We start from the raw sequence: 24,373 nt of genomic DNA, 5'->3' as shown, positions 1-24,373 counted from the left end.
AACAATCAGCATGAGCCTTGCCCCCATTGCCCAGGCGCAACACGAGTTGTCCATCAGCCGCCTGATCGACGCCCCACCGGCCAAGGTATTTCGCGCCTGGACCGAACCCCAGTGGCTGATGCAGTGGTGGGGGCCGCGCGGCATGACCACCCCGGAGTGTGAGATGCAGTTGTGGGCCGGTGGCCTGTTTCGCACCTTGATGCGCGCGCCGGATGGCAGCGAGTACCCGAACCAGGGCGTTTTCCTGGAAATTGCCGCGCCACGCCGGCTGGTGTTCACCGATGCCTTCGGCCCCGGTTGGGTGCCGTCGGACAAGGCCTTCATGACCGCCGTGATCAGCTTTGACGAGGAACAGGGCAAAACCCGCTACACCGCCCGTGCCTGGCACTGGAATGCCACCGACTGCCGGGCCCATGAAGAAATGGGCTTCCACCAAGGCTGGGGAGAAAGCCTGGACCGCCTGGTGGAGGTGGTGACCCAGCGGATGCCCGACTGATGGCCGCACTGGCCCAGGTGCGCGCCGAAGTCGAGGCCGTGTACCGGCGGGAATCGCGGCGCATACTGGCGACACTGATCCGCTTGCTGGGTGATTTCGACCTGGCCGAGGAGGCCATGCATGACGCCTTCTTCATTGCCGTCGAGCGCTGGCAACGCGACGGTATCCCCGCCAACCCGCGAGCGTGGCTGGTCTCTGTCGGGCGCTTCAAGGCCATCGACGCGCTGCGCCGGCGCGTCCGCTTCGACCGCTCCCAGGCGGACTTGAGCATGCTGCTGGATGGTCAGGCGCAGGACCCCAGTGAAGAAGAACTGCTGGCGGATGACCGCCTGCGGCTGATCTTCACTTGTTGCCATCCGGCCCTGTCGGCCGACGCTCAGGTGCCATTGACGCTTCGCGAAGTCTGCGACCTGACCACCGAGCAGATCGCCCGCGCCTTTCTGCAAAGCCCGACAACCATCGCCCAGCGGATCGTGCGTGCCAAGGCCAAGATCCGTGACGCGGGCATACCGTACCAGGTACCCGAGCTCAATGAGCTACCCGAGCGCCTGGAAAGCGTATTGCGGGTGATCTACCTGGTGTTCAATGAGGGCTATTCGGCGTCATCGGGCGAAACACTGCTGCAGCAGGAACTGAGCGATGAAGCCATTCGCCTGGCGCGGTTGCTGGTGCAGTTGCTGCCCGACCCGGAGGCGGTCGGCCTGCTGGCGTTGATGTTGCTGCAGGCGTCCCGGCAGCGGGCGCGCATCGATGGCCAAGGCGATTTGGTGGTTCTGGAGCAGCAGGACCGTAGCCTGTGGGACCGGCAGTTCATTGCCGAAGGCTGTGCTCTGGTGCGCCAGGCCCTGCAGAGCCGTGCATTTGGGGCCTATACCATCCAGGCGGCGATTGCTGCCGTGCATGCCGAAGCGGCGACGGCTGAAGAGACGGACTGGGGAGAAATCGTCGGCCTGTATGACGTGTTGCAGCGGTATTGGCCATCAGCGGTGGTGGCGCTTAACCGCGCGGTGGCCCTGGCGAAGCGGGATGGGCCGGAGGTTGGCTTGCGGGAAGTCGAAGGGATCCTGGCGCGGGGGGAGTTGCTGGACTATCACCTGGCACATGCGGCGCGCGCCGAGTTGCATTGCCAACTGGGGCAGGTAGAAGAGGCGCGAGCGGCCTGGCAGCAGGCGCTGGCCTTGACCCGACAGGCGCCTGAGCGGCGGCATATCGAGCGGCGTTTGCAGGCTATCGAATGATGTGGGGGTGCCGGCTCTTTGCGGGCCAGCCCATATCCCACAGGCTGCCCGCTAAATCAACGAATTAGCGGGTTACCCAGGAGAGCAGCCTTGAAGCAGGTGCTGGCTGCATCACACTTCAGCTCGCCACAAAATTCGGCGGCGACACCAGCTCGACGGTCTGCTGCTTACGCGGCGCCAGGATCTCGGCTTCACCCGCGACCACCAGCTCGTCGTTCTGGTTGTAGACGTTGGTGGCGATGCGCACCTTGAACTTGGGCAGCTTCTCGAGGATTTCCAGGCGCACGGTCAGGGTGTCGCCAATTTTCACCGGCTTCTGGAAGCTCATCTGTTGGCCCAGGTAGATGGTGCCAGGGCCAGGCAGTGTGCAGGCCACTGCAGCACTGATCAGCGCGCCGCTGAACATGCCGTGGGCAATACGTTCGCGGAACATGCTCTTGGCGGCGAATTCGGCATCCAGGTGAACCGGGTTGTGGTCACCGGACATCGCAGCGAACAGCTGGATGTCGCGTTCTTCAACGGACTTCTTGTACTCGGCCTTCTGGCCGACTTCGAGGGCTTCGTAAGGCGTGTTGGTGACCTGGGACATCGATGCTTCCTTAAGCGTTGGGCGAGGGCGGCTATCATTCACTGCGCGCAGGGCGGCCAAGGGCCAGCGCCTGTTCAAGCCAGCCGAGAATATCGGCGATGACCTCGCCACGGTTGGTTTCGTTGAGTACTTCATGCCGCGCCTCCGGGTAGACGCACAGCTGTACATGTCGGTTGCCGGTCGCGCGCAGGGCGTCGGCCAGATGGGTGAGACGCTTGCCGGCACTGACCGGATCACATTCACCGCCGATCACCAGCATCGGCAGGTTGGGATCGATCTGCGCGAGGTTACCCGGCTGACTGATCTGCGCCAAGCCTTGCAGCAGGTCGAGCCACAACTGGTTGGTGCAGCGAAAGCCGCACAACGGGTCGTTCACGTACTGATCGACCTCGCCCGGGTCGCGGCTGAGCCAGTCGAAGGCTGTGCGGTTGGGCTTGAAGGCGTTGTTGAACGAACCGAAGGACAACCATTCGATCAGTGCACTCTTGCCCAGTGGCCCCTGGCGCCAGGACTCCAGCCGGGCAATCAGCCGCGCAAAGCGGTACAGCATGGCCGGTTGGTAGTTGGAGCCGCTGAGGATAGCCCCGTGCAGGCTGCCACTGTGATGCAGCAGGTAGGCCTGAGCGATGTAGCTGCCCATGCTGTGGCCGAACAGGAACAGTGGCGTGCACGGGTACTGCTGGCCGATATGCTGGGCCACACATCCCAGGTCGTTGACCACGGCATTCCAGCCATGATGGCGGGCGAACAGGCCGAGGTTGCCCAGCTCGGCAGTGCGCCCGTGGCCACGCTGATCGGCAGCGAACAGGGCAAAGCCGGCCTCGCTCAGGGCCTGGCCCAGGCGCTGGTAGCGCCCGGCATGCTCGGCCATGCCATGGGCCAGCAGCACCACGGCCTTTACCGGTGTGGCCGGCAGCCATTGGTGTACGTACAGGCTGCAGTGCTCACTGGCGGGCAGCCAGAAGGCGTCGTGAGGCATGGCGGGTCCTTGTGCGCGCGGTTACCCGAACAGTGTATGCACAACCGGCCGGATTGCAGGAGGGGCACAAATAAGATTCACAATGTTAATGGCGGCACTTGGCGTATATGCCACCTTGGGTTTACCTGCTAACGTCGAATCAACGCCTTTTCGCCGGCAGGCGGTCAGGTAAAGGACTAAAGGACGCAGTGCAGGTCCAGGCAGAGGAACAATAATAAATGCAAGCCGACTTCTGGAATGACAAGCGCCCGGCAGGCGTGCCTTCCACCATCGACATCAATGCCTACGCCTCGGTCGTTGAGGTGTTCGAGCGCTCCTGCAAGCGCTTTGCCGACCGCCCGGCGTTCAGCAACCTGGGCGTGACCCTCAGCTACGCGGAACTGGAGCGCCATTCGGCAGCCTTCGCTGCCTGGTTGCAGCAGCACACCGACCTCAAACCGGGTGAGCGCATCGCCGTGCAGATGCCCAATGTGCTGCAGTACCCCATCGCCGTATTCGGTGCCATGCGCGCCGGGCTGATCGTGGTCAATACCAATCCGCTGTACACCGAGCGCGAGATGCGCCACCAGTTCAAGGACAGTGGCGCGCGTGCGCTGGTGTACCTGAACATGTTCGGCAAGCGCGTGCAGGAGGTGCTGCCCGATACCGGTATCGAGTACCTGATCGAGGCAAAGATGGGCGACCTGTTGCCGGCCGCCAAGGGCTGGCTGGTCAACACCGTGGTCGACAAGTTGAAGAAGATGGTGCCGGCCTACCGGTTGCCCCAGGCGGTGCCGTTCAAGCAGGTGCTGCGCGAGGGCCGCGGGCTGTCGCCCAAACCGGTGTCGCTGAACCTCGAGGACATCGCTGTGCTGCAGTACACCGGCGGCACCACCGGCCTGGCCAAGGGCGCCATGCTCACCCATGGCAACCTGGTGGCCAACATGCTGCAGGTGCTGGCCTGCTTCTCGCAGCACGGCCCCGATGGGCAGAAGCTACTGAAGGACGGCCAGGAAGTGATGATTGCGCCGTTGCCGCTGTACCACATTTATGCCTTCACCGCGAATTGCATGTGCATGATGGTCACCGGCAACCATAACGTGCTGATTACCAACCCGCGGGATATTCCCGGCTTCATCAAGGAGCTGGGCAAGTGGCGTTTCTCTGCCTTGCTGGGCCTCAATACCTTGTTTGTCGCACTGATGGACCACCCGGGCTTCCGTCAGCTGGACTTCTCGGCGCTGAAGGTCACCAACTCTGGTGGCACAGCGCTGGTCAAGGCCACCGCCGAGCGTTGGGAAAACCTTACCGGGTGCCGCATCGTTGAAGGTTATGGCCTGACAGAGACCTCGCCGGTGGCCAGCACCAACCCCTATGGCCAGCTGGCGCGTCTGGGTACGGTGGGCATCCCCGTGGCGGGTACTGCGTTCAAGGTCATCGATGATGATGGCAACGAACTGCCGCTGGGCGAGCGGGGCGAGCTTTGCATCAAAGGCCCGCAGGTCATGAAGGGTTACTGGCAGCAGCCCGAGGCAACGGCCCAGGCACTGGATGCAGAAGGCTGGTTCAAGACCGGTGATATCGCGGTGATCGACCCGGACGGCTTCACCCGCATCGTCGACCGCAAGAAGGACATGATCATCGTCTCGGGCTTCAACGTGTACCCCAACGAAATCGAGGATGTGGTGATGGGGCACCCCAAGGTCGCCAACTGTGCGGCTATCGGCGTGCCGGACGAGCGTTCCGGCGAGGCGGTCAAGCTGTTCGTGGTGCCGCGCGAGGGGGGGCTGAGCGTTGATGAGCTGAAGGCCTACTGCAAGGCCAACTTCACCGGCTACAAAGTACCCAAGCACATCGTGCTGCGCGAATCGTTGCCCATGACGCCGGTGGGCAAGATTCTGCGGCGGGAGTTGCGCGATATAGCGTGATACCGGGATGGCGTCTTCGCTCCTACACCGCCCAGTGTAGGAGCGGGTTTACCCGCGAATGCCTTAAACCGCTCTAACAGGCCATATACAGCCTTATCTGCGACATTTTGGATAATTACTCTAAAAATGACCTGTATTGTTCATTGAGTCATTTTTGTGACCGTAAGGCCTGTTTTGGCCTCTAGGCGACCCCAGACAAAGCTGTTACTCTCGGCCCGCTTCCAGATGATCCGGTTTGCAACGAACCGTCATCTCATATCAATAATAAGCGCATCGACGCGTGAATCGAACTTCGCTGTTGCTGAAGGAGTGGGCTTCCATGATCGAAAATTTTTGGAAGGATAAGTACCCAGCCGGGATTACGGCGGAAATCAATCCTGACGAATTCCCCAATATCCAGGCAGTACTCAAGCAATCCTGCCAACGCTTTGCCGACAAACCGGCCTTTAGCAACCTGGGCAAGACTATCACTTATGGCGAGTTGTATGCGTTGTCGGGGGCGTTTGCCGCCTGGTTGCAGCAGCATACCGACCTCAAGCCGGGTGACCGCATTGCCGTGCAACTGCCTAACGTCCTGCAATACCCGGTCGCGGTCTTCGGTGCCATGCGTGCCGGGCTGATCGTGGTCAACACCAACCCGCTGTACACCGCGCGGGAGATGGAACACCAGTTCAACGACTCGGGTGCCAAGGCCTTGGTGTGCCTGGCCAACATGGCCCACCTGGCCGAAAAAGTGGTGCCCAAAACCCAGGTCAGGCACGTTATCGTCACCGAAGTGGCCGACCTGCTGCCGCCACTCAAGCGCCTGCTGATCAACAGCGTGATCAAGTACGTGAAGAAGATGGTGCCGGCCTACAACCTGCCGCAGGCCGTGCGTTTCAATGACGCCCTGGCGCTGGGCAAGGGCCAGCCCGTGACCGAAGCCAACCCGCAGGCCAACGACGTGGCGGTGCTGCAATACACCGGCGGTACCACCGGCGTGGCCAAAGGCGCCATGCTGACCCACCGCAACCTGGTGGCCAACATGCTGCAGTGCCGGGCACTGATGGGCGCCAACCTGCACGAAGGCTGCGAAATCCTCATCACCCCGCTGCCGCTGTACCACATCTATGCGTTTACCTTCCATTGCATGGCGATGATGCTGATCGGCAACCACAACGTGCTAATCAGCAACCCGCGAGACTTGCCGGCGATGGTCAAGGAACTGGGCAAGTGGAAGTTCAGCGGCTTTGTGGGCCTCAACACCCTGTTCGTTGCCCTGTGCAATAACGAGGCGTTCCGAGCCCTGGATTTCTCGGCGCTGAAAATCACCCTGTCGGGCGGCATGGCCTTGCAGCTAAGCGTGGCCGAGCGCTGGAAGGCCGTTACCGGTTGCGCCATCTGCGAAGGCTACGGCATGACCGAAACCAGCCCGGTGGCGGCGGTGAACCCGTCGGAAGCGAACCAGGTGGGCACCATCGGTATTCCGGTGCCGTCGACCTTGTGCAAGGTCATCGACGACGCCGGCAATGAGCTGCCGCTTGGCGAAGTGGGCGAGCTGTGTGTCAAGGGCCCGCAGGTGATGAAGGGCTACTGGCAGCGTGAAGACGCCACGGCTGAGATTCTCGACAGCGAAGGCTGGCTGAAGACCGGTGACATCGCCGTGATCCAGGCGGACGGCTACATGCGCATCGTCGACCGCAAGAAAGACATGATCCTGGTCTCGGGCTTCAACGTGTACCCCAACGAGCTGGAAGACGTGTTGGCGGCCTTGCCGGGCGTGCTGCAGTGCGCTGCCATCGGTGTGCCGGACGAGAAGTCGGGTGAAGTGATCAAGGTCTTCATCGTGGTCAAACCGGGCATGACCGTGACCAAGGAGCAGGTGATGGAGCACATGCGTGCCAACGTCACCGGCTACAAGGTACCGCGCCACATCGAGTTCCGCGACTCGCTGCCTACCACCAACGTGGGCAAGATCCTGCGCCGCGAACTGCGTGATGAAGAGCTCAAGAAGCAAGGCTTGAAGAAGATCGCCTGACCATAAGCCTGCACGCTCAGTGTGGGAGCGGCCTGGTGTCGCGAAAGGGCCACGAAGCGGCCCTGGGGTTTCGGCGGCGATGCAACAATGGCTGGGGGCGCTTTGCGCCCCTTTCGCGACACAAGGCCCCACAATAAGATGCGGCGCCGTCTTCAGACATTGTGAGCCCCTGTAGGAGCGGGTTTACCCGCGAATACGGTAGTGGCGACAACGGTGAAAGGCGGGTGGAGATCGGTCAGCAGGGCCGGCCCTTTCGCGGGTAAACCCGCGCCTACATCCGCGCAACTCAGCGCAGCTTCTCGAGCATCTGGTAATACCACATCCCCGCCGCCAGCAGCGGGTTCCCCAGCAAGTCCCCCATCGGCACCCGCACATGCTTGCACTGGGCAAAGGTGTCGAACTTCTCCAGCGTGCCGGTCAACGCTTCGGCCATGATCTCGCCCATGATGTGGCTGGTGGCAATGCCGTGCCCCGAGTAACCCTGGCAGTACCACACGTTGTCCGACAGCTTGCCCAGCTGCGGGATGCGGTTGACCACGATGCCCATGGCGCAGCTCCACTGGAACTCGATCGGCACCCCCTTCAATGCCGGGAAGGTGCGTTCGATGCAGGGGCGCAATTCGCCTTCGATGTCGCGTGAATCCTTGCCTGAGTAGTTGGCGCCGCCGCCGAACAGCAGGCGCTTGTCGGCCGTCAGGCGGTAGTAGTCGAGGACGAAGCGGCAGTCGTACACCGCCAGGTCCTGCGGGTTGATCTGCTCGGCCAGTTCACCCAGCGGCGCGGTGGTGACGATACCGCCCATGGCCGGGAAGATCTTGCCCTTGAGCTGGCGCTTTTCCAGCTTGTGATACACATCGCCGGCCAACATCACCTGGCGTGCCTCGACCCGGCCGTGGGCGGTAACCACCGCCGGGCGCGGGCCATGGACGATGTCCAGCACTTCGGAATTTTCGAATATCAGTGCACCCAGGCCATGCGCGGCACGGGCTTCGCCCAGGCACAGGTTGAGTGGGTGCAGGTGCAGGTTGCGCAGGTTCTTCAACGCACCCAGATAAAGCGGGCTTTGCAGATGCTCCGCCACTGCAGCGCGGTCGAGCAGTTGCACCTGCTCGCCCATGCCGCGGCGCTGTGCTTCGGCCTCGAATGCACGCAGTTCGTTCATGTGCGAAGGTTTCATCGCGGCATGCAAATGGCCACGCTTGAGGTCGCAATCGATGCCATAGCGCGCCACGCGCTGTTCGATCACCTGGTGCCCGCGCCAGCGCAAGTGCCAGATGAAATCGTCCACTTCGGCGCCCAGGTGGTTGCGCATCTGCGAGCGCATGGCCTCGTCGCCCGACAGGCTGCCGGTGACCTGGCCGCCGTTGCGACCGCTGGCGCCCCAGCCGATACGGTTGGTTTCGACGATGGCGACCTTCAGGCCGCGCTCGGCCAGTTCAACCGCTGTGGCCACGCCCGTAAAGCCACCGCCGATGATTGCCACATCCACCTGCACCGTGCCTTTGAGCTGCGGGTACTCGCTGTGGTCGTTGAGGGTGGCGCTGTAATAGGACGGCGCGCGCTGCGCCGGGCCGTTGTTCAATGCTGCGTTCATGGGTGTTCCTTGTTTTGTAGGGGCTCAGGCCTGGTGCAGGTACCAGCGCCAGTCCTGTTCGCTGACTTCAGCCATGAACTGGCGGTACTCGGCGCGCTTGACCTTCAGGTACACGCCAAGGAAGTCTTCGCCCAGTGCTTCACGGGCCCATTCGGAATGTTGCAGGGCGTCGAGGGTGGTCAGCCAGTCGGTGGGCAGGTGTTCGGTGGCCTGAGCGTAACCGTTGCCTTCAACGGGGGCACCTGGGTCAAGCTGTTCGCGGATGCCGCGGTGGCTGGCAGCGAGGATCGCCGCTGCAGCCAGGTAAGGGTTGGCATCCGCGCCACAGATGCGGTGCTCCACATGGCGACTGTTGGCAGGGCCTCCTGGCACACGCAGGCTCACGGTGCGGTTGTCCACGCCCCAGGTTGGCGCCAGGGGCGCATAGCTGTTGGCCTGGAAACGTCGGTACGAGTTGGCGTTGGGGCAGAACAGCAGCAGCGAGTCGCGCAGGTGGCGCAGCATGCCGGCCACGGCCTGGCGCAGCAGCGGGGTGCCGGCCTTGTCTTCGCTGGCGAACAGGTTGTTGCGGGCGCTGTCGGCCAGGCTCAGGTGCATGTGCATGCCCGTGCCGGCCAGTTGGGCAAATGGCTTGGCCATGAAGCAGGCCTGCATGCCGTGAGCATGGGCCACACCTTTTACCAGGCGCTTGTAGCGCACCGCCTGGTCCATCGCCTGCAGCGCATCGCCATGCTCCAGGGTGATTTCCACCTGGCCGGGGGCGTACTCGGAAATGGCCGTGCGCGCCGGGATGCCTTGGGCCTTGCAGGCAGCGTACAGGTCGGCGAGGAACGGTTCGATCTGCTCCAGTTCGCGCAGGCCATAGACCTGGGTGCTGCGTGGGCGACCGCCATCGTTGTCCAGTGCCGGTTGTGGGCGGCCCTGGGCATCACGCTGCTGGTCAAGCAGGTAGAATTCCAGCTCGCAGGCCATCACCGGGTGGTAACCATCGGCCTTCAACGCTTCGATGGTGCGCAGCAGCACATGGCGTGGGTCAGCGATGCTGGCCGGCAGCCCCTCGCTGGGGTGCATGCTCACCTGCACTGCAGCGGTTGGCACCCGGCGCCAGGGCAGCCGCACCAGGCTGCCGTCCAGCGGGTAGGCACGGCAGTCGATATCGCCTACGTCCCACACCAGGCCGGAGTTTTCCACGTCGTCGCCATTGAGGGTCAGGCCAAGGATGGTGCTGGGCAGTGGCCGGCCTGTCTGATACACGGCCAGCAGTTCCTCGCGGTGCAACAGCTTGCCGCGTGGCACACCGTTGGCGTCGAGGATGAACAGTTCGAACAGCTCGATATCGGGGTTGTCGGCCAGAAAACGGGTAGCCTGCTCTACAGGGGCAAAGTGCATGATCAATTCGCTCATAGGCGCGCAGGGCCACCGCGCAAGCAGGCGGCCCAGTTGAGTCAAACGGCCAGACGCTGGCCGGGTTTGGTCACAATGGCGTGAGCGAGGTGTCCGGTGGGCGCGCGTGACGGCAGTGCCACAAGGCCCAGAAGGCGAGGATGATGTGGACCAGCGGATTTTCCCCGGCACGGCTCCGGGCCTTCGGTAGCGAAGGGCGGGACGACGGTGGGGCGATGGGCTGGGTGGGAGTCATGCCTTTGATACTCACATGCGGTGTAAGGTTGATTAAAGCAGTGAATGGCAACCTTTACATCGCACTTGGCTAAACATTCGTGTTGAAAGCATCACGGTCAATGTGGAGTGGCCTTGCGTCGCGAAAGGGCTGCGTAGCGGGCCCCGGCCATCAGCGATCACGCAGAAATTGCTGGGCCGCTTTGCGGCCCTATCGCGACACAAGGCCGCGCCCACAGGGAGCGTGCAGGCAGCAGAGAATCCGCAAATCTGCGACAATCGCCCGACTTTCCGAATGCCGATCATGAAAAAGCAGGCTCACCTGCATCACTAAAAAGCCCCATGACTGACCACGCCATCGATAAACTGCTGCAAAACCTCGACCACGCCATGATTGCCGACCGCCATCGCCTGCGCCGGCAACTGCACGAACTGCGCAAGCGCCCCGATGAGGCGAAGCTGGCGCAATGGGTGGAGAAGGTCCAGGCCTCCTGCGCTCAGGTCACCGCGCGTCAGCAGAGCGTGCCGACCGTACGCTACGACGACAACCTGCCCATCGCCGCCAAGCGTGACGAAATCAAGAAGGCCCTGGCCGAAAACCAGGTGTTGGTGATCGCCGGCGAGACCGGCTCTGGCAAGACGACCCAGTTGCCGAAAATCTGCCTGGAACTTGGCCGTGGCAGCCATGGGTTGATCGCCCATACCCAGCCACGCAGGATCGCAGCGCGTAGCGTGGCCGCGCGAGTCGCCGAAGAGCTGGGCACGCCCTTGGGCGCGCTGGTCGGCTACCAGGTGCGTTTCGAAGACCAGAGCGATTCCAATACCTTGGTCAAGCTGATGACCGACGGCATCCTGCTGGCCGAAACCCAGCACGACCGCTTCCTTGAACGCTACGACACGATCATCGTCGACGAAGCGCACGAGCGCAGCCTGAACATCGACTTCCTGCTCGGCTACCTGAAAACGTTGCTGCATCGTCGACCGGACCTGAAGCTGATCATCACCTCGGCCACCATCGACCTGGAGCGCTTCTCCAGGCACTTCGACGGTGCGCCGATCATCGAGGTGTCCGGGCGCACCTTCCCGGTGGACACCTGGTACCGCCCGCTGACCAGCGAACAGGACGAAGAGGGCAACCAGATCGAGGATGACCTCACCGTCGATCAGGCCATCCTTGCCACCCTCGACGAGCTGGCGCAGCACGAGCGTAGCGAGGGCAAGGGGCCGGGCGATGTGCTGATCTTCCTGCCGGGCGAGCGGGAAATCCGTGATGCCGCCGAGATCCTGCGCAAGGCGCAACTGCGCCATACCGAGATTTTGCCGCTGTACGCGCGCCTGTCGCCGGCCGAGCAGCAGCGGATCTTCCAACCGCACACCGGACGCCGCGTGGTGCTGGCCACCAACGTCGCCGAAACCTCGCTGACCGTGCCTGGCATCCGCTATGTGATCGACACCGGGACCGCGCGCATCAGCCGCTACAGCTACCGCGCCAAGGTCCAGCGCCTGCCGATCGAGGCGGTGTCACAGGCCAGTGCCAACCAGCGTAAAGGCCGTTGCGGCCGGGTCGAGCCGGGCATTTGCGTGCGTCTCTACAGCGAAGAGGACTTCAACAGCCGGCCAGCGTTTACCGACCCGGAGATTCTGCGCACCAACCTGGCGGCGGTGATCCTGCAGATGTTGCACCTGCGCCTGGGCGCAATCGATGCCTTCCCGTTCATCGAGCCGCCGGATGGCAAAGCCATCAGCGATGGCTTCAACCTGTTGCAGGAGCTTTCGGCGGTTAACCGCGAGAACCAGCTGACGCCAATTGGCCGCCAGCTGGCGCGCTTGCCGATCGACCCGAGGCTGGGCCGGATGCTGCTTGAAGGCGCGCGCCTGGGCAGCCTGCAGGAAGTGCTGATCGTCACCAGTGCGCTGTCGGTGCAGGACCCGCGTGAACGCCCCCCAGAACGCCAGCAGGCCGCCGACCAGGCGCACGCACAGTGGAAGGACGTGGACTCGGACTTCGCGGCGCTGGTCAACCTGTGGCGCGGCTTCGAGGAACAACGCCAGGCGCTGACTGCCAACCCGCTGCGCAACTGGTGCCGCAAGCAGTTCCTGAACTACTTGCGGCTGCGCGAGTGGCGCGATGCTCATCGTCAGTTGGCGCTGATTTGCCGTGACCTGCAGCTGACGGTGAACAAGGAACCGACCGATTACCAGAAGATGCACAAGGCAATCCTCAGCGGGCTGCTCAGCCAGATTGGCCAGAAGACCGAAGAGGGCGACTACCAGGGCGCCCGCCAGCGGCGCTTCTGGGTGCATCCATCGTCGGGCCTGGGGCGCAAGCGCCCGCAGTGGGTCATGGCTGCCGAGCTGGTCGAAACCACCAAGCTGTATGCGCGCATGGTGGCCAAGATCGAGCCGGACTGGATCGAACCGCTGGCCGGCCACCTGATCAAGAAAAACCATTTCGAGCCGCACTGGGAGAAGAAGCGCGGGCAGGTGGTGGCCTACGAGCAGATCACGCTCTACGGGCTGATCCTGGTCGGCCGTCGGCCGGTGCACTACGGCCCGATCGACCCGGCGACCTCGCGCGAGCTGTTCATCCGTGAAGGCCTGGTGGGTGGCGAAATCCAGTCGCGGGCCAAATGCCTGGCGGCCAACAAACGCCTGCTTGAAGCGCTGGACGAGCTGGAAGCCAAGGCTCGCCGGCGTGACATTCTGGCTGACGAAGAAACGCTGTACGCTTTCTACGAAGCACGCCTGCCGGCGGAAATCCACCAGACGGCGACCTTCGACAGTTGGTACCGCATGGGCAGCCAGAAGGACGCCAACCTGCTGATCATGCGCGAGGAGGACGTGCTGGCCCGCGAGGCCAGCGAAGTGACCGCCGCACAGTACCCCGACAGTATGCAGGTGGGCGATTTGCGCCTGCCGCTGAGCTACCACTTCGAGCCCGGCCACCCCCGCGATGGTGTGACGGTGCGGGTGCCGGCGCCGCTGTTGCCGAGCCTGCCGGGCGAGCGCCTGGAGTGGCTGGTGCCGGGCCTGCTGGAGGCCAAGTGCGTGGCGCTGGTGCGCAACCTGCCCAAGGCCCTGCGCAAGAACTTTGTCCCGGTGCCTGACTTCGTCAAGGCTTCGCTGGCGCGCATGACCTTCGGCCAAGGGGCGCTCCCGCAGGCCCTGGGCCAGGAGCTGCTGCGCATGACCGGTGCGCGTGTGTCGGATGAGGCCTGGGACGAGTCGGTCAACCAGGTCGAAGGCCACCTGCGCATGAACATCGAAGTGGTCGATGGCCAGGGCAAGTTCCTTGGCGAAGGCCGCGACCTGGCGGAACTGACCGCGCGCTTTGCTGCCGCCAGCCAGGCTGCCCTGGCCGTGCCGCGTGACGCCAAGGGTGAGCAGCCGGTGCAGGCCAAGGCCTTCAGCGAAGTGAAGCAGACCGCTCAGCAGAAGATCGCCGGCCTGTCGATGACCGTGTACCCGGCGCTGGTGGAAGACAACGGCACTGTGCGTGAAGGGCGCTTCTCGACCCAGGCCGAAGCCGAGTTTCAGCACCGCCGCGCCTTGCAACGGCTGTTGCTGCAGCAACTGGCCGAGCCGGCCAAGTTCCTGCGCGGCAAGCTGCCGGGGCTGACCGAGCTGGGCCTGCTGTACCGTGAAATGGGGCGGGTCGAGGCGCTGGTCGAAGACATTCTGCTGGCCAGCCTGGACAGTTGCATCCTTGAAGGCGAACAACCGTTGCCACGTGATGGCGCGGCCTTGGCCGCGCTGGCTGAACGCAAGCGCGGCAGCTGGGCCGAGCATGCCGAGCGCCTGGCAAGGCAGACCCTGGAAGTGCTGAAGCTGTGGCATGGTCTGCAAAAACGCTTCAAGGGCAAGATCGACCTGAGCCAAGCGGTGGCACTGAACGACATCAAGCAGCAGCTAGGCAACCTGGTGTACCCGGGCTTCGTGCGCGAAACGCCTGGGGTGTGGTTCAAGGAGTTGCCGCGTTACCTCAAGGCGGTTGAATTGCGCCTCGAGAAACTCGGCTCGCAAGTACAGAAGGACCGGGTGTGGAGCGGCGAGCTGGCCAATTTGTGGGCGCAGTACAAGGCCCGTGCCGACAAGCATGCCCAGGAAGGTAAGCGCGATGAGCAACTGACTGTGTACCGTTGGTGGCTGGAAGAATATCGCGTGTCGCTGTTTGCCCAGCAGTTGGGGACCAAAGTGCCGATTTCTGACAAGCGATTGAACAAACAATGGAGTCAGGTGGAAGGCTAACCTCTATTATTTGTGGCAAACTTTGGGGCGTTTGGGGCCGCTTTGCGGCCCTTGGCGGGTGAGCCCGCCTTGCGGGGGTAAACGTAGGCCCCTGAATTGGCACTAAAGTGCCATTAACCTGTCATGTTTCCAGCCAGCGCCCTGTGGCGGTGGCCTTTGACCAGAGGAACGACCGTGCATAACGTCGTGATCAGCGGCACCGGCCTGTACACCCCGGCCCAGAGCATTTCCAACGAAGAGCTGGTGGCTTCCTTCAACGCCTGGTCGCAGCAGTTCAACCAGGACAACGCTGCCGCCATCGAGCGCGGTGAAGTCGAGGCGGCGCCGCTCTCCGACGCGGCGTTTATCGAAAAGGCCTCGGGCATCAAGAGCCGCTTTGTCATGGACAAGGCCGGTATCCTCGACCCGCAACGCATGAAGCCGCGCTTGCCTGAGCGCAGCAACGATGAACCATCGGTGCTGTGTGAAATGGCCGTGGCCGCTGCCCGCCAGGCCCTGGAGCGCGCAGGCCGAACGGCGGCCGATGTCGACGGGGTGATCGTCGCCTGCTCCAACTTGCAGCGCCCGTACCCGGCCATCGCCATCGAAGTGCAACAGGCACTGGGTGTCCAGGGCTTTGCCTTCGACATGAACGTGGCCTGCTCGTCGGCCACCTTCGGTATCCAGACCGCCGCCAACAGCGTAGCGCTGGGCCAGGCGCGGGCGGTGCTGATGGTCAACCCCGAAGTGTGCACCGGCCACCTCAACTTCCGTGACCGCGACAGCCATTTCATTTTTGGCGATGCCGCCACCGCCGTGTTGCTGGAGCGTGCCGACCAAGCCACTTCGGCGCACCAGTTCGACATCGTCAGCAGCAAGCTCTGGACTGAGTTCTCCAACAACATCCGCAACAACTTCGGCTTCCTCAACCGTGCGGCGGAAGAGGGTGAAGGCGCTGCGGACAAGCTGTTCATCCAGGAAGGCCGCAAGGTGTTCCGCGAGGTGTGCCCGAAGGTGGCCGAGCTGATCGGTGAACACCTGCAGGAGAATGGGCTGCAACCGGGCGACGTGAAGCGCTTCTGGCTGCACCAGGCCAACCTCAGCATGAACCAGTTGATCGTCAAGAAACTGGTGGGGCGTGAAGTGGCCGAGGAAGAGGCACCGGTGATTCTGGACCGTTACGCCAATACCAGCTCGGCGGGGTCGGTGATTGCCTTCCACCTGTACCAGGATGACCTGGCCAAAGGCTCGTTGGGCGTGTTGAGCTCGTTTGGTGCGGGGTATTCGATTGGTAGCGTGATTCTGCGCAAGCGCTGATTCATCAGGCGCCTGTTACGGCCTCTTCGCGGGCTTGCCCGCTCCCACAGGTACAGCACAGTTTCTCAAGGTCTGTGGTGATTCTGTGGGAGCGGGCAAGCCCGCGAAGGGGCCGGCGCATTTCACACAGGCAAAAAGAAGCGGGAAACGCCGGATGGGGTCGGCGTTTCCCGCGTCAGGTGAAGCAGAGCAGGGTGTCGCTTAGAACTTGGCTTCCAGGTCTACCTGCAGGGTGTCGACGTCAGCATTGCTGTTCGGCAGCTGCGACAGGTCGGTCTTGGCCATCAGGTAGGCAGCACCCAGGGAGAAGTTCTTGTCGATTTCGTAACCGACCTTGAACTTATGACCGCGCGAACCGGTGTAGCCGTTGCCGAAGTCCGAATCGGTGAACAGGCTGACCACCGCGTTACGCTGCACATCGCGGTAGTTGTAGTCCAGGCTCCAGGCACCCATTTTGGTTTTCAGGCCAGCCAGCCAGGCCTGATCTTCGCCGTCGGTGCTGTCGGTGTTCTTCACGTACTGGCCATAGGCCGACAACGGAATGGCCAAGCCAGTGAAGTCGATCTGGCCAAAGCCTTCCACCAGATTGAACTCGTTGGTGGTGTTGCCGAACGACTGCAGGATGGCTGCTTCCTTGTCGTTGTCGTAACCATAGATGCTGGCACCCACGGTGAGCTTGAGCACGTCGGCCGGCGCGAACTTGGCGCCCAACTGGCCGTGGTAGACCTGTGCGTCGTGCTTGTACTGGACGCCGTCACCATCGACGTTGTCCTTCAAGGTGTACTGACCGGCGCTGGCAAACACTTCGGCCCCGCCCAGATCAGCCTTGTAGGTGGCCGCCACACCTTCCGGGTTGATGTCGCTATCCCAGATGATGTCGCCCATGCTCACCCAAGGCTGTTGCATCTTGCCGCCAATCAGGTGCAGGTTAGGGACTGCAGTCGGGTGCCAGTCGAGGTAGGCCAGGTCGACCCACAGCGACTTCTTGTCGAAGTAGTTGTCGAAGCTCTGGTTGGTCGAACGTCGGTCAGCGCTGCTGCCAGTGGCGATGCGAACCCCAGCGTCAACCTGCGGGTTGATCTCGCTGTAGAAGCCGACACGGGCACGTACTCGCTGGCGGTCCTGGTTGCCGCTGCTGCTGTTCGGATCGTCGACGTTGACGTCTTCGTAACGCAGGCGCACGTCACCCTTGATCTGGGTCTTGGCGGCCCATGCCACTTTTTGTTCAAAGGAGCTCATACGTTCGGACTGAGCTTTCTGGTCGGCCTTTTCCTTGGTTTCTTTTGCCAGGTCGCCCTGCAGTTCGTTGTACTGCGCCTGGTTGATCGAGCCATTGGCGCGGAGCATTTCGAGCAGCTTGGCGTCGACAGCAGCACTGGCCGGGGCACTCAGGGCCAGCATCATGCCGGTGAGGCTTACTCCGGTAAGTGTGGAAACAAGACGCATAAGGTTCTCCCTACTGAAAAAAATGGGGGAGGCTCAAGCGCCTGCCCCTGCGTTGGCATGTCTTCGGAAAGGGCCTGAATAGACAGGTTCTAGGGTTCCGGAAAACAGGCGCAAGTATTGCGGGGGCCAATGACAGATTAATGTCTGATTAGTGGCACTGTTGTTAAGTAATTGAGTATTAAAGGACCCACCCGGCGTTCGTCATTTGAGCGACGGGCCTTCCTTGGGGATACTGACGGTCTTCAGACAGCGAGCCGAAAACGTGACCAGCCTGTACAGCCTTGCCCACTTGCGTGATCTGCCGACGGCCACCTGGGATGCCCTTGTGCCAGCCGGCCAACCCTTCCTGCGCCATGCTTTTCTCAGTGCAATGGAGGACAGCGGCAGCGTGGCGCGCAACACTGGCTGGGCCGCCGAGCACCTGGTGCTGGAGCGTGACGGACAGGTACGGGCGCTGTTGCCCGCGTACCGCAAGTGGCACTCGTTTGGCGAGTATGTGTTCGATCATGGTTGGGCCGATGCGTGTGAGCGGGCCGGTATCGCCTACTACCCAAAACTGCTTGGCGCTGTGCCGTTCAGTCCGGTCAGCGGCCCACGGCTGCTGGCGGCCGATCCGGCTGACGGTTTGTTGATGCTGCAGGCCCTGCCGGAGTATCTGGGCAAGGGTGGGCTTTCCGGAGCGCACATCAACTTCACCGACCCGGCGCTGGACGCGCAGTTGGCGGGCCTGCCTGGGTGGATGGAACGCCTGGGTTGCCAGTTTCACTGGCAAAACCGGGGGTATCGCGACTTCCAGGACTTTCTCGACAGCCTCAGCTCGCGCAAGCGCAAGCAGATGCGCAAGGAGCGCGAGCAGGTGGCGGGGCAGGGTATCGACTTCCGCTGGTACCGCGGTGATGAACTGGACGAGGCACAGTGGGATTTCGTCTTTCTGTGCTATGCCAACACCTATGCGGTGCGCCGTCGTGCCCCCTACCTGACTCGCGATTTTTTCAGCCTGCTGGCCGAGCGCATGCCCGAGGCGGTGCGCGTGGTGATGGCCCGCCAGGGTGGTCGAGATGTGGCCATGGCCTTGAGCCTGGTGGGGGGCGACAGCCTGTTTGGCCGCTACTGGGGCTGCCTGGATGAGTTCGACCGGCTGCATTTCGAGACGTGTTTCTACCAGGGCATGGACTTTGCCATTGCCGAGGGTTACCAGCGTTTCGATGCCGGGGCACAGGGCGAGCACAAGTTGATACGCGGGTTCGAGCCGGTGTTGACGCGGTCGTGGCATTACCTGCTGCACCCGGGGTTGCGGCGGGCGGTGGAGGATTTTCTGCTGCAGGAACGGGAAGGGGTCAAGGGGTATGCCGAGGAGGCGCGGGGGATGTTGCCCTACCGCCGGGACTGAGAGATCTGTGTTGCCTGTGCCGGCCTTTTCGCGGGTAAACCCGCTCCTACAACGATAGCGAACCTGTGAGGAGCGGGTTTACCCGCGAAAAGGCCGCACAGGTGTCAATCGACCCCGACAAAGCCTCCGGTCTGGTGATGCCACAACCGGGCATACAGCCCTTGCTGCTCCAGCAACTCACTGTGGCTGCCACTCTCGACAATTCGCCCCTTGTCCAGCACCACCAGCCGGTCCATACGGGCAATGGTGGAAAGCCGGTGGGCAATGGCGATTACCGTCTTGCCCTGCATCAGCGTCTCCAGGCTTTCCTGGATCGCCGCTTCCACTTCCGAATCCAGCGCCGAGGTGGCCTCGTCCATGATCAGGATCGGTGCGTTCTTCAGCAGCACCCGTGCAATGGCGATACGCTGACGCTGGCCACCCGACAGCTTGACCCCGCGTTCGCCCACATGGGCATCGAAACCGGTGCGGCCCTGGGCATCCGAAAGGTGTGGGATAAACTCGTCAGCCCGCGCGCGGCGCACAGCTTCGTGCAGTTCTGCATCGCTGGCACCGGGGCGGCCGTACAGCAGGTTTTCGCGGATCGAACGGTGCAGCAGCGAGGTGTCCTGGGTGATCATGCCGATCTGTGCACGCAGGCTGGCCTGGCTCACCTTGGCAATGTCCTGGCCGTCGATGAGGATGCGCCCACCCTGCACGTCGTACAGGCGCAACAGCAGGTTGACCAGGGTCGACTTGCCTGCCCCGGACGGGCCGATCAAACCGATTTTCTCGCCCGGGCGGATGTCCAGGTTGAGCCCTTCTATGACATTGGTGGCCTTGCCGTAATGGAAGTCGACGTCATCGAAACGCACCGCGCCGCGGCTGACCTTCAGTGCCGGCGCATTGGGCAGGTCGGTGACGGTGACTGGCTGGGCGATGGTCTGCAGGCCGTCCTGCACCATGCCGATGTTCTCGAAAATGCCGTTGACCACCCACATGATCCAGCCCGACATGTTGACGATGCGGATCACCAGGCCAGTGGCCAGGGCGATGGCACCCACGGTGATCAGCGATTGGCTCCACAGCCACAGGGCAAGGCCGGTGGTGGCGACCACCAGCAAGCCATTGAGGGTGGTGATGACCACGTCCATGCTGGTGATCACCCGGGAGGCCAGCTGGGTTTTCTCGGTCTGCTCGCGGATTGCCTCACGCGCATACTGCTGTTCGTAGTCGGTATGGGCAAACAGCTTCAGCGTTGCGATGTTGGTGTAGCCGTCGACGATACGCCCCATCAGCTTGGAGCGTGCGTCCGAAGACACCACCGAGCGCTCCTTGACCCGTGGCACGAAGTAGAACAGCGCGGCAATGTAGCTGACGATCCACGCCAGCAGCGGCAGCATCAGGCGCCAGTCGGCCTCGGCGAACAGCACCAGCGAGGTGATGGCGTAGATCAGCACATGCCATAGCGCGTCCACCGCCTGCACGGCGGAATCGCGCAGCGAGTTGCCGGTCTGCATGATGCGCTGGGCAATACGCCCGGCGAAGTCGCTCTGAAAGAAGTTCAGGCTCTGCTTGAGCACATAGGTATGGTTTTGCCAGCGGATCAGGCTGGTCATGCCGGGGTTGATGGTCTGGTGCACCAGCAGGTCGTGCAGGCCGAAGAACAATGGCTGCAGCAGCAGAATCACCACCAGCATCCAGATCAGCTCGCCGCTGTGCTCGCTGAAGAAGTTGGCATTGGGCGTACCCTGGGCCAGGTCGATGATCCGGCTGAGGTAGCTGAACATCGCCACCTCGATCAGCGAGGCGACCAGGCCGACCACCAGCAGGGCCACGAAGCTGGGCCACACCTGGCGCAGGTAATACAGGTAGAACGGCCACACCGTGCTCGGGGGGGCTTCGCTCGGTGCCTCGCGGAAAATATCGATCAGTCTTTCGAAACGGCGGTACAGCATGGGCGACAACACTCCTGTTCGTCCGACCTTCAGGCGGTTTCACATCCTTGTGAAGCCTGCGGTCAGTCGATACGTTTGGCGGACTTGATATAGACCGGATCGGCCGGTACGTCCCGCATGCCTTTTTTGATGGTGGTCGGCGAGTTGACGATCTGATCGACCACGTCCATGCCTTTTGTCACCTTGCCGAACACGGCATAACCGGCGTCGCGACCTGGGTTGAGGAAGTCGTTGTCGGCGACGTTGATGAAGAACTGGCTGGTGGCCGAGTTCGGGTTGGACGTGCGTGCCATCGACAGGGTGCCGCGGGTGTTCTGCAGGCCGTTGCTGGCCTCGTTCTTGATCGGGTCGTTGGTGTTCTTCTGCACCATCTGGTCAGTGAAACCGCCGCCCTGGACCATGAACCCCGGGATCACGCGGTGGAAGATGGTGTTGTTGTAGAAGCCGCTGTCCACGTACTGCAGGAAGTTCTTGGTACTGAGCGGTGCCTTCTCGGCGTTCAGCTCGATTTCGACCTGGCCGAAGCTGGTGTCCAGCAGGACGTGCGGGGTCTTGTCGGACGCCATGACACTGGTGGCAAAGGCGACCGAGCAGGCGGTGAGCAGGAGTTTTTTCAGCATGGGCTCAAAGATCCTTGAGAGGTGGAAGCGGCTGCGAGGAACTGCAGCAGGGTCTGGTTGAAGACCTCGGGTTGATCGAGGGGTGTAGCGTGCCGGGAATCGTCGACGACGACCAGCCTGGCGTTGGGTATGAGGGCGACATAGCGCTGTTTCAGTTGTATCGGCGTGTAATCGTGGTCGGCGGCGATCACCAGGGTAGGACAGTGAATCTGCCCGATGCGTTCCTGCACGCCCCAGTCGACGATGGCGTCGAAGCTCTTCAGGTAGGCGCGTTTGTCGTTGCGCGCCCAGCGCTGAGCCATCTTCTGCCGCAGGTCTGCTTGTTGTGGTTTGGGGAACAGCCGCTCGGCCAGACCCTTGCCGACGGTTTCGACACTGAGGACACGCGCCAGGCTCCAGCGCTTGAGCCACCACGCCCAGTCACTGCGGGTGCGGCGCTTGACCTCAGGGGCGCTGTTGACGATGCACAGGCTGCGCAACCATTGAGGGTGGTCGACGGCAAACTGGAAGCCGACCATGCCGCCCATGGACAAGCCGACGAAGTGCACCGGGCCTGTGTGCAAGTGTTCGAGCAGGGCCAGCAGGTCGGCACTGAAGGTGGCGATCTGGTAACCGTCAGCGGGTTTGTCGGAGCGACCGTGGCCGCGGATGTCCATGAGTATCACCCGGTAGTGGCGGCTGAACAGCGGCACCTGCAACTCCCAATCCTGGCAGCTGGAGCCCAGGCCGTGCAGCAACACCAGGGGTTCGCCCTGGCCATATTCCTCGTAATGCAGCGTGCATCCTTCGTGTTCGAAATAGGCCATGGGCGCGGTCCTCTCAGGCTTGTGGGGGGGCTGCGAAGGGCACGTCCAGTGGCGCGGTGTCGAAATTGCGCAGCAGGTCGATGAGAATCTGCGTGGCCGGGCCCAGGGTCTTCTCTTTGCTCGAGTAAAGGTAGAACAGTGGGTGGCGGCTGCCACCCTGATCCAGCGGCAATGGCTTGAGCACGCCTTCGCGCAGTTCGCGCTCGATCATGTGACGGGGCAGCCAGGCAAAACCCAGGCCGCTGCTGACGAATGTGGCGGCGGTGCCCAGGCTGCCGACGGTCCAGCGCTGCTCGGCGCCCAGCCAGCCGACGTCGCGCGGTTGGGCGCGGCCAGAGTCGCGGATCACCACCTGCAGCTGGCTTTCCAGGTCCTGGAAGGTCAGTTCGCGTCCCAGGCGGTGCAGGCTGTGCTCGGGGTGGGCGACGGCGATGAATTCCACTGCGCTTAATTCGGCGCCCAGGTAGCCGCCGATGCTGTAGCTGCTGATGGCCAGGTCGGCGATGCCTTCGTGCATCACTTCCTCCACGCCAGACAGCACTTCTTCACGCAGGCGTACCCGGCAGCCGCGGCTTTGTGGCATGAATGCAGCCAGCGCGCGTACCAGACGGGCGCTGGGGTAGGCGGCATCGACCACCAGGCGCACCTCGGCTTCCCAGCCCTGTTCCATGTGGTGGGCCAGGTCTTCGAGCTGGCTGGCCTGCTTGACCAGGTGGCGCGAGCGGCGCAGCAGCACATTGCCGGCCTCGGTCAGCACCGCCTTGCGGCCATCGATGCGCAACAGCGGGACGCCCAGTTGCTCCTGCATGCGGGCCACGGTGTAGCTGACCGATGACTGCGAGCGGTGCAAGGCCTCGGCGGCCTGGGCAAACCCGCCGTGATCGACCACTGCTTGCAGGGTTCGCCACTGGTCAAGGGTTACGCGCGGCGCTTTCATCTTTCGCTCCTGTTGTCCTAAGCTGCGCTCTTTCAAGGAGAGCGGCCCATGAAGAAATGTTGTGCGGCAATACTGATGTGCCTGCCCCTCGGGGCCATGGCTTATCCCATCGATGTGGAGAAGGAGCTGACCGGGGTCAAGCTCGACTACACCGCCTATGACACGGCCTATGACATTGGCGCCATCACCCTCAACAACTATGGGCAGGTCCCGGCTGCATGCAAGGTGACCTTCCGCAATGGCCCGGAGGCACCGCGGGTACGCCGTGTGAACGTACCGGCAGGTAAAAGCGTCGATGTCACTGCCAAATTCAATCGGCAAATCATCAAACTGCGGATCGCCTTGAACTGCAGTTCGGAATAAACGGATTAATCGATAGATTGGACCCACTTTTTACGCTTTTTTATCGATAGGTCAAGCCTTAATCTCACCTCCATCGAATCGCACCCTTTTTTGCCGATGGAGGCATCCCATGTCCCGTGTACTGATCATTGAAAGCAGCGCCCGCCAGCAGGATTCCGTTTCCCGTCAGCTGACCAAAGATTTCATCCAGCAATGGCAGGCTGCCCACCCGGCCGATCAGATCACTGTGCGCGACCTGGCAGTAAGCCCGGTACCCCACCTGGACGCGAACCTGCTGGGCGGCTGGATGAAACCCGAAGAACAGCGCAGCGCCGCCGAACTGGAGGCCCTGGCCCGTTCCAACGAGCTGACGGATGAATTGCTGGCTGCCGACGTGCTGGTGATGGCTGCGCCCATGTACAACTTCACCATCCCCAGCACCCTGAAAGCCTGGCTGGACCATGTGCTGCGTGCCGGCATCACCTTCAAATACACCCCGACCGGCCCGCAAGGGCTGCTGACCGGCAAGCGCGCCATCGTCCTGACTGCCCGCGGCGGCATCCATGCGGGTGCCAGCAGTGACCATCAGGAACCGTACCTGCGCCAGGTCATGGCTTTCATCGGCATCCACGATGTCGACTTCATCCATGCCGAAGGCCTGAACATGAGCGGCGAGTTCCACGAGAAGGGCGTCAACCAGGCCAAGGCCAAGCTGGCAGCGGTGGCCTGAAGCTTCACGAATTCCCAAACCTGACACCTGTTTTTGCTCCTTTGGGTGTACCTGCCCGGCTTGTATGGCCGGGCTTTTTTATGGTGCGCCAGGCATGGCGCGTTGCGCGATAGCGCAACCAGCTTGGCTGTGGTGGCCTCGCTGGTGACTTGGGGGTGAAAGTCCTCTACACACCCGGCAAGGG

At 62.6% G+C, this 24,373-nt stretch carries 18 protein-coding genes; 9 read left to right on the top strand and 9 right to left on the bottom strand.

Annotated elements, in window-relative coordinates:
• Nucleotides 1–10 precede the first annotated feature (10 nt).
• Together I8746_RS23305 and I8746_RS23300 are read left to right on the top strand one after the other, a co-directional pair.
• Nucleotides 11–496, top strand: coding sequence for an SRPBCC family protein (locus I8746_RS23305; RefSeq protein WP_012051517.1), 486 nt, complete (start codon nucleotides 11–13; stop codon nucleotides 494–496).
• Nucleotides 496–1,734: an RNA polymerase sigma factor gene (locus tag I8746_RS23300; protein WP_014755700.1), complete on the top strand. Its 1,239-nt coding sequence runs from the start codon at nucleotides 496–498 to the stop codon at nucleotides 1,732–1,734. The genes I8746_RS23305 and I8746_RS23300 overlap by 1 nt, the downstream gene beginning before the upstream one ends.
• A gap of 118 nt (nucleotides 1,735–1,852) precedes the next feature.
• Here I8746_RS23300 and I8746_RS23295 read toward each other — a convergent pair whose 3' ends face one another.
• Nucleotides 1,853–2,323: a MaoC family dehydratase gene (locus I8746_RS23295; RefSeq protein WP_003254624.1), complete on the bottom strand. Its 471-nt coding sequence runs from the start codon at nucleotides 2,321–2,323 to the stop codon at nucleotides 1,853–1,855.
• Nucleotides 2,324–2,357: 34 nt separating this feature from the next.
• Nucleotides 2,358–3,302 (bottom strand): alpha/beta hydrolase, encoded by a 945-nt coding sequence (locus I8746_RS23290; protein ID WP_221101099.1) that lies wholly within the window; start codon nucleotides 3,300–3,302, stop codon nucleotides 2,358–2,360.
• 218 nt (nucleotides 3,303–3,520) lie between these two features.
• Here I8746_RS23290 and fadD2 point away from each other — a divergent pair, with 218 nt between their 5' ends.
• Entirely contained in the window at nucleotides 3,521–5,209 is a 1,689-nt protein-coding gene (gene fadD2 / locus I8746_RS23285; protein WP_014755704.1) for a long-chain-fatty-acid--CoA ligase FadD2, read from the top strand.
• 319 nt (nucleotides 5,210–5,528) lie between these two features.
• On the top strand, nucleotides 5,529–7,226 hold the full coding sequence (fadD1, locus tag I8746_RS23280) for a long-chain-fatty-acid--CoA ligase FadD1 (RefSeq protein WP_003254620.1): 1,698 nt from the start codon (nucleotides 5,529–5,531) through the stop codon (nucleotides 7,224–7,226).
• Nucleotides 7,227–7,512: 286 nt separating this feature from the next.
• On the opposite strand, the gene I8746_RS23275 is transcribed toward fadD1, so the two are convergent.
• Both I8746_RS23275 and I8746_RS23270 read right to left on the bottom strand, forming a co-directional pair.
• Complete coding sequence (locus tag I8746_RS23275; RefSeq protein WP_003254619.1) at nucleotides 7,513–8,820, bottom strand: FAD-binding oxidoreductase; 1,308 nt, start codon at nucleotides 8,818–8,820, stop codon at nucleotides 7,513–7,515.
• 24 nt (nucleotides 8,821–8,844) lie between these two features.
• On the bottom strand, nucleotides 8,845–10,209 hold the full coding sequence (locus tag I8746_RS23270) for a glutamine synthetase family protein (protein WP_029611821.1): 1,365 nt from the start codon (nucleotides 10,207–10,209) through the stop codon (nucleotides 8,845–8,847).
• Nucleotides 10,210–10,779: 570 nt separating this feature from the next.
• On the opposite strand from I8746_RS23270, the gene hrpA reads away from it, so the two are divergent.
• Both hrpA and I8746_RS23260 read left to right on the top strand, forming a co-directional pair.
• Nucleotides 10,780–14,685, top strand: a complete 3,906-nt coding sequence (gene hrpA, locus I8746_RS23265; protein ID WP_012051524.1) for an ATP-dependent RNA helicase HrpA — start codon at nucleotides 10,780–10,782, stop codon at nucleotides 14,683–14,685.
• A 174-nt stretch (nucleotides 14,686–14,859) separates the two neighbouring features.
• Nucleotides 14,860–15,981 (top strand): beta-ketoacyl-ACP synthase III, encoded by a 1,122-nt coding sequence (locus I8746_RS23260; RefSeq protein ID WP_014590060.1) that lies wholly within the window; start codon nucleotides 14,860–14,862, stop codon nucleotides 15,979–15,981.
• A gap of 201 nt (nucleotides 15,982–16,182) precedes the next feature.
• Here I8746_RS23260 and I8746_RS23255 read toward each other — a convergent pair whose 3' ends face one another.
• Nucleotides 16,183–17,427 carry a putative porin gene (locus I8746_RS23255; RefSeq protein ID WP_003254615.1) on the bottom strand — a complete coding sequence of 415 codons (1,245 nt, stop codon included), beginning with the start codon at nucleotides 17,425–17,427 and terminating at the stop codon, nucleotides 16,183–16,185.
• Nucleotides 17,428–17,689: 262 nt separating this feature from the next.
• Here I8746_RS23255 and I8746_RS23250 point away from each other — a divergent pair, with 262 nt between their 5' ends.
• The gene (locus I8746_RS23250) at nucleotides 17,690–18,817 is read left to right on the top strand and encodes a GNAT family N-acetyltransferase (RefSeq protein WP_041168339.1); all 1,128 of its coding nucleotides are present in this window, start codon (nucleotides 17,690–17,692) and stop codon (nucleotides 18,815–18,817) included.
• A 104-nt stretch (nucleotides 18,818–18,921) separates the two neighbouring features.
• On the opposite strand, the gene I8746_RS23245 is transcribed toward I8746_RS23250, so the two are convergent.
• The 4 genes from I8746_RS23245 to I8746_RS23230 all read right to left on the bottom strand — a co-directional run bounded on the left by I8746_RS23245 (nucleotide 18,922) and on the right by I8746_RS23230 (nucleotide 23,117).
• Complete coding sequence (locus I8746_RS23245) at nucleotides 18,922–20,754, bottom strand: ABC transporter ATP-binding protein (RefSeq protein WP_221101098.1); 1,833 nt, start codon at nucleotides 20,752–20,754, stop codon at nucleotides 18,922–18,924.
• Between the two features lie 62 nt (nucleotides 20,755–20,816).
• Nucleotides 20,817–21,374, bottom strand: coding sequence for a peptidylprolyl isomerase (locus tag I8746_RS23240; RefSeq protein WP_012051528.1), 558 nt, complete (start codon nucleotides 21,372–21,374; stop codon nucleotides 20,817–20,819).
• Nucleotides 21,368–22,180 carry an alpha/beta fold hydrolase gene (locus I8746_RS23235; RefSeq protein ID WP_221101097.1) on the bottom strand — a complete coding sequence of 271 codons (813 nt, stop codon included), beginning with the start codon at nucleotides 22,178–22,180 and terminating at the stop codon, nucleotides 21,368–21,370. Before I8746_RS23235 ends, I8746_RS23240 begins: the two co-directional genes overlap by 7 nt.
• Nucleotides 22,181–22,193: 13 nt before the next feature.
• Entirely contained in the window at nucleotides 22,194–23,117 is a 924-nt protein-coding gene (locus I8746_RS23230; RefSeq protein ID WP_003254610.1) for a LysR family transcriptional regulator, read from the bottom strand.
• A gap of 48 nt (nucleotides 23,118–23,165) precedes the next feature.
• Here I8746_RS23230 and I8746_RS23225 point away from each other — a divergent pair, with 48 nt between their 5' ends.
• Together I8746_RS23225 and I8746_RS23220 are read left to right on the top strand one after the other, a co-directional pair.
• The gene (locus I8746_RS23225) at nucleotides 23,166–23,480 is read left to right on the top strand and encodes a hypothetical protein (protein WP_029380540.1); all 315 of its coding nucleotides are present in this window, start codon (nucleotides 23,166–23,168) and stop codon (nucleotides 23,478–23,480) included.
• A gap of 109 nt (nucleotides 23,481–23,589) precedes the next feature.
• Nucleotides 23,590–24,189 (top strand): FMN-dependent NADH-azoreductase, encoded by a 600-nt coding sequence (locus tag I8746_RS23220; RefSeq protein ID WP_003254608.1) that lies wholly within the window; start codon nucleotides 23,590–23,592, stop codon nucleotides 24,187–24,189.
• Nucleotides 24,190–24,373 lie beyond the last annotated feature (184 nt).

The organism is Pseudomonas sp. USTB-Z (assembly GCF_019691255.1).
In the GTDB taxonomy this organism is placed as follows: domain Bacteria; phylum Pseudomonadota; class Gammaproteobacteria; order Pseudomonadales; family Pseudomonadaceae; genus Aquipseudomonas; species Aquipseudomonas alloputida.
Note: the sequence above shows the minus strand (reverse complement) of the source record. Positions and strands in the feature narration are given on the sequence as shown.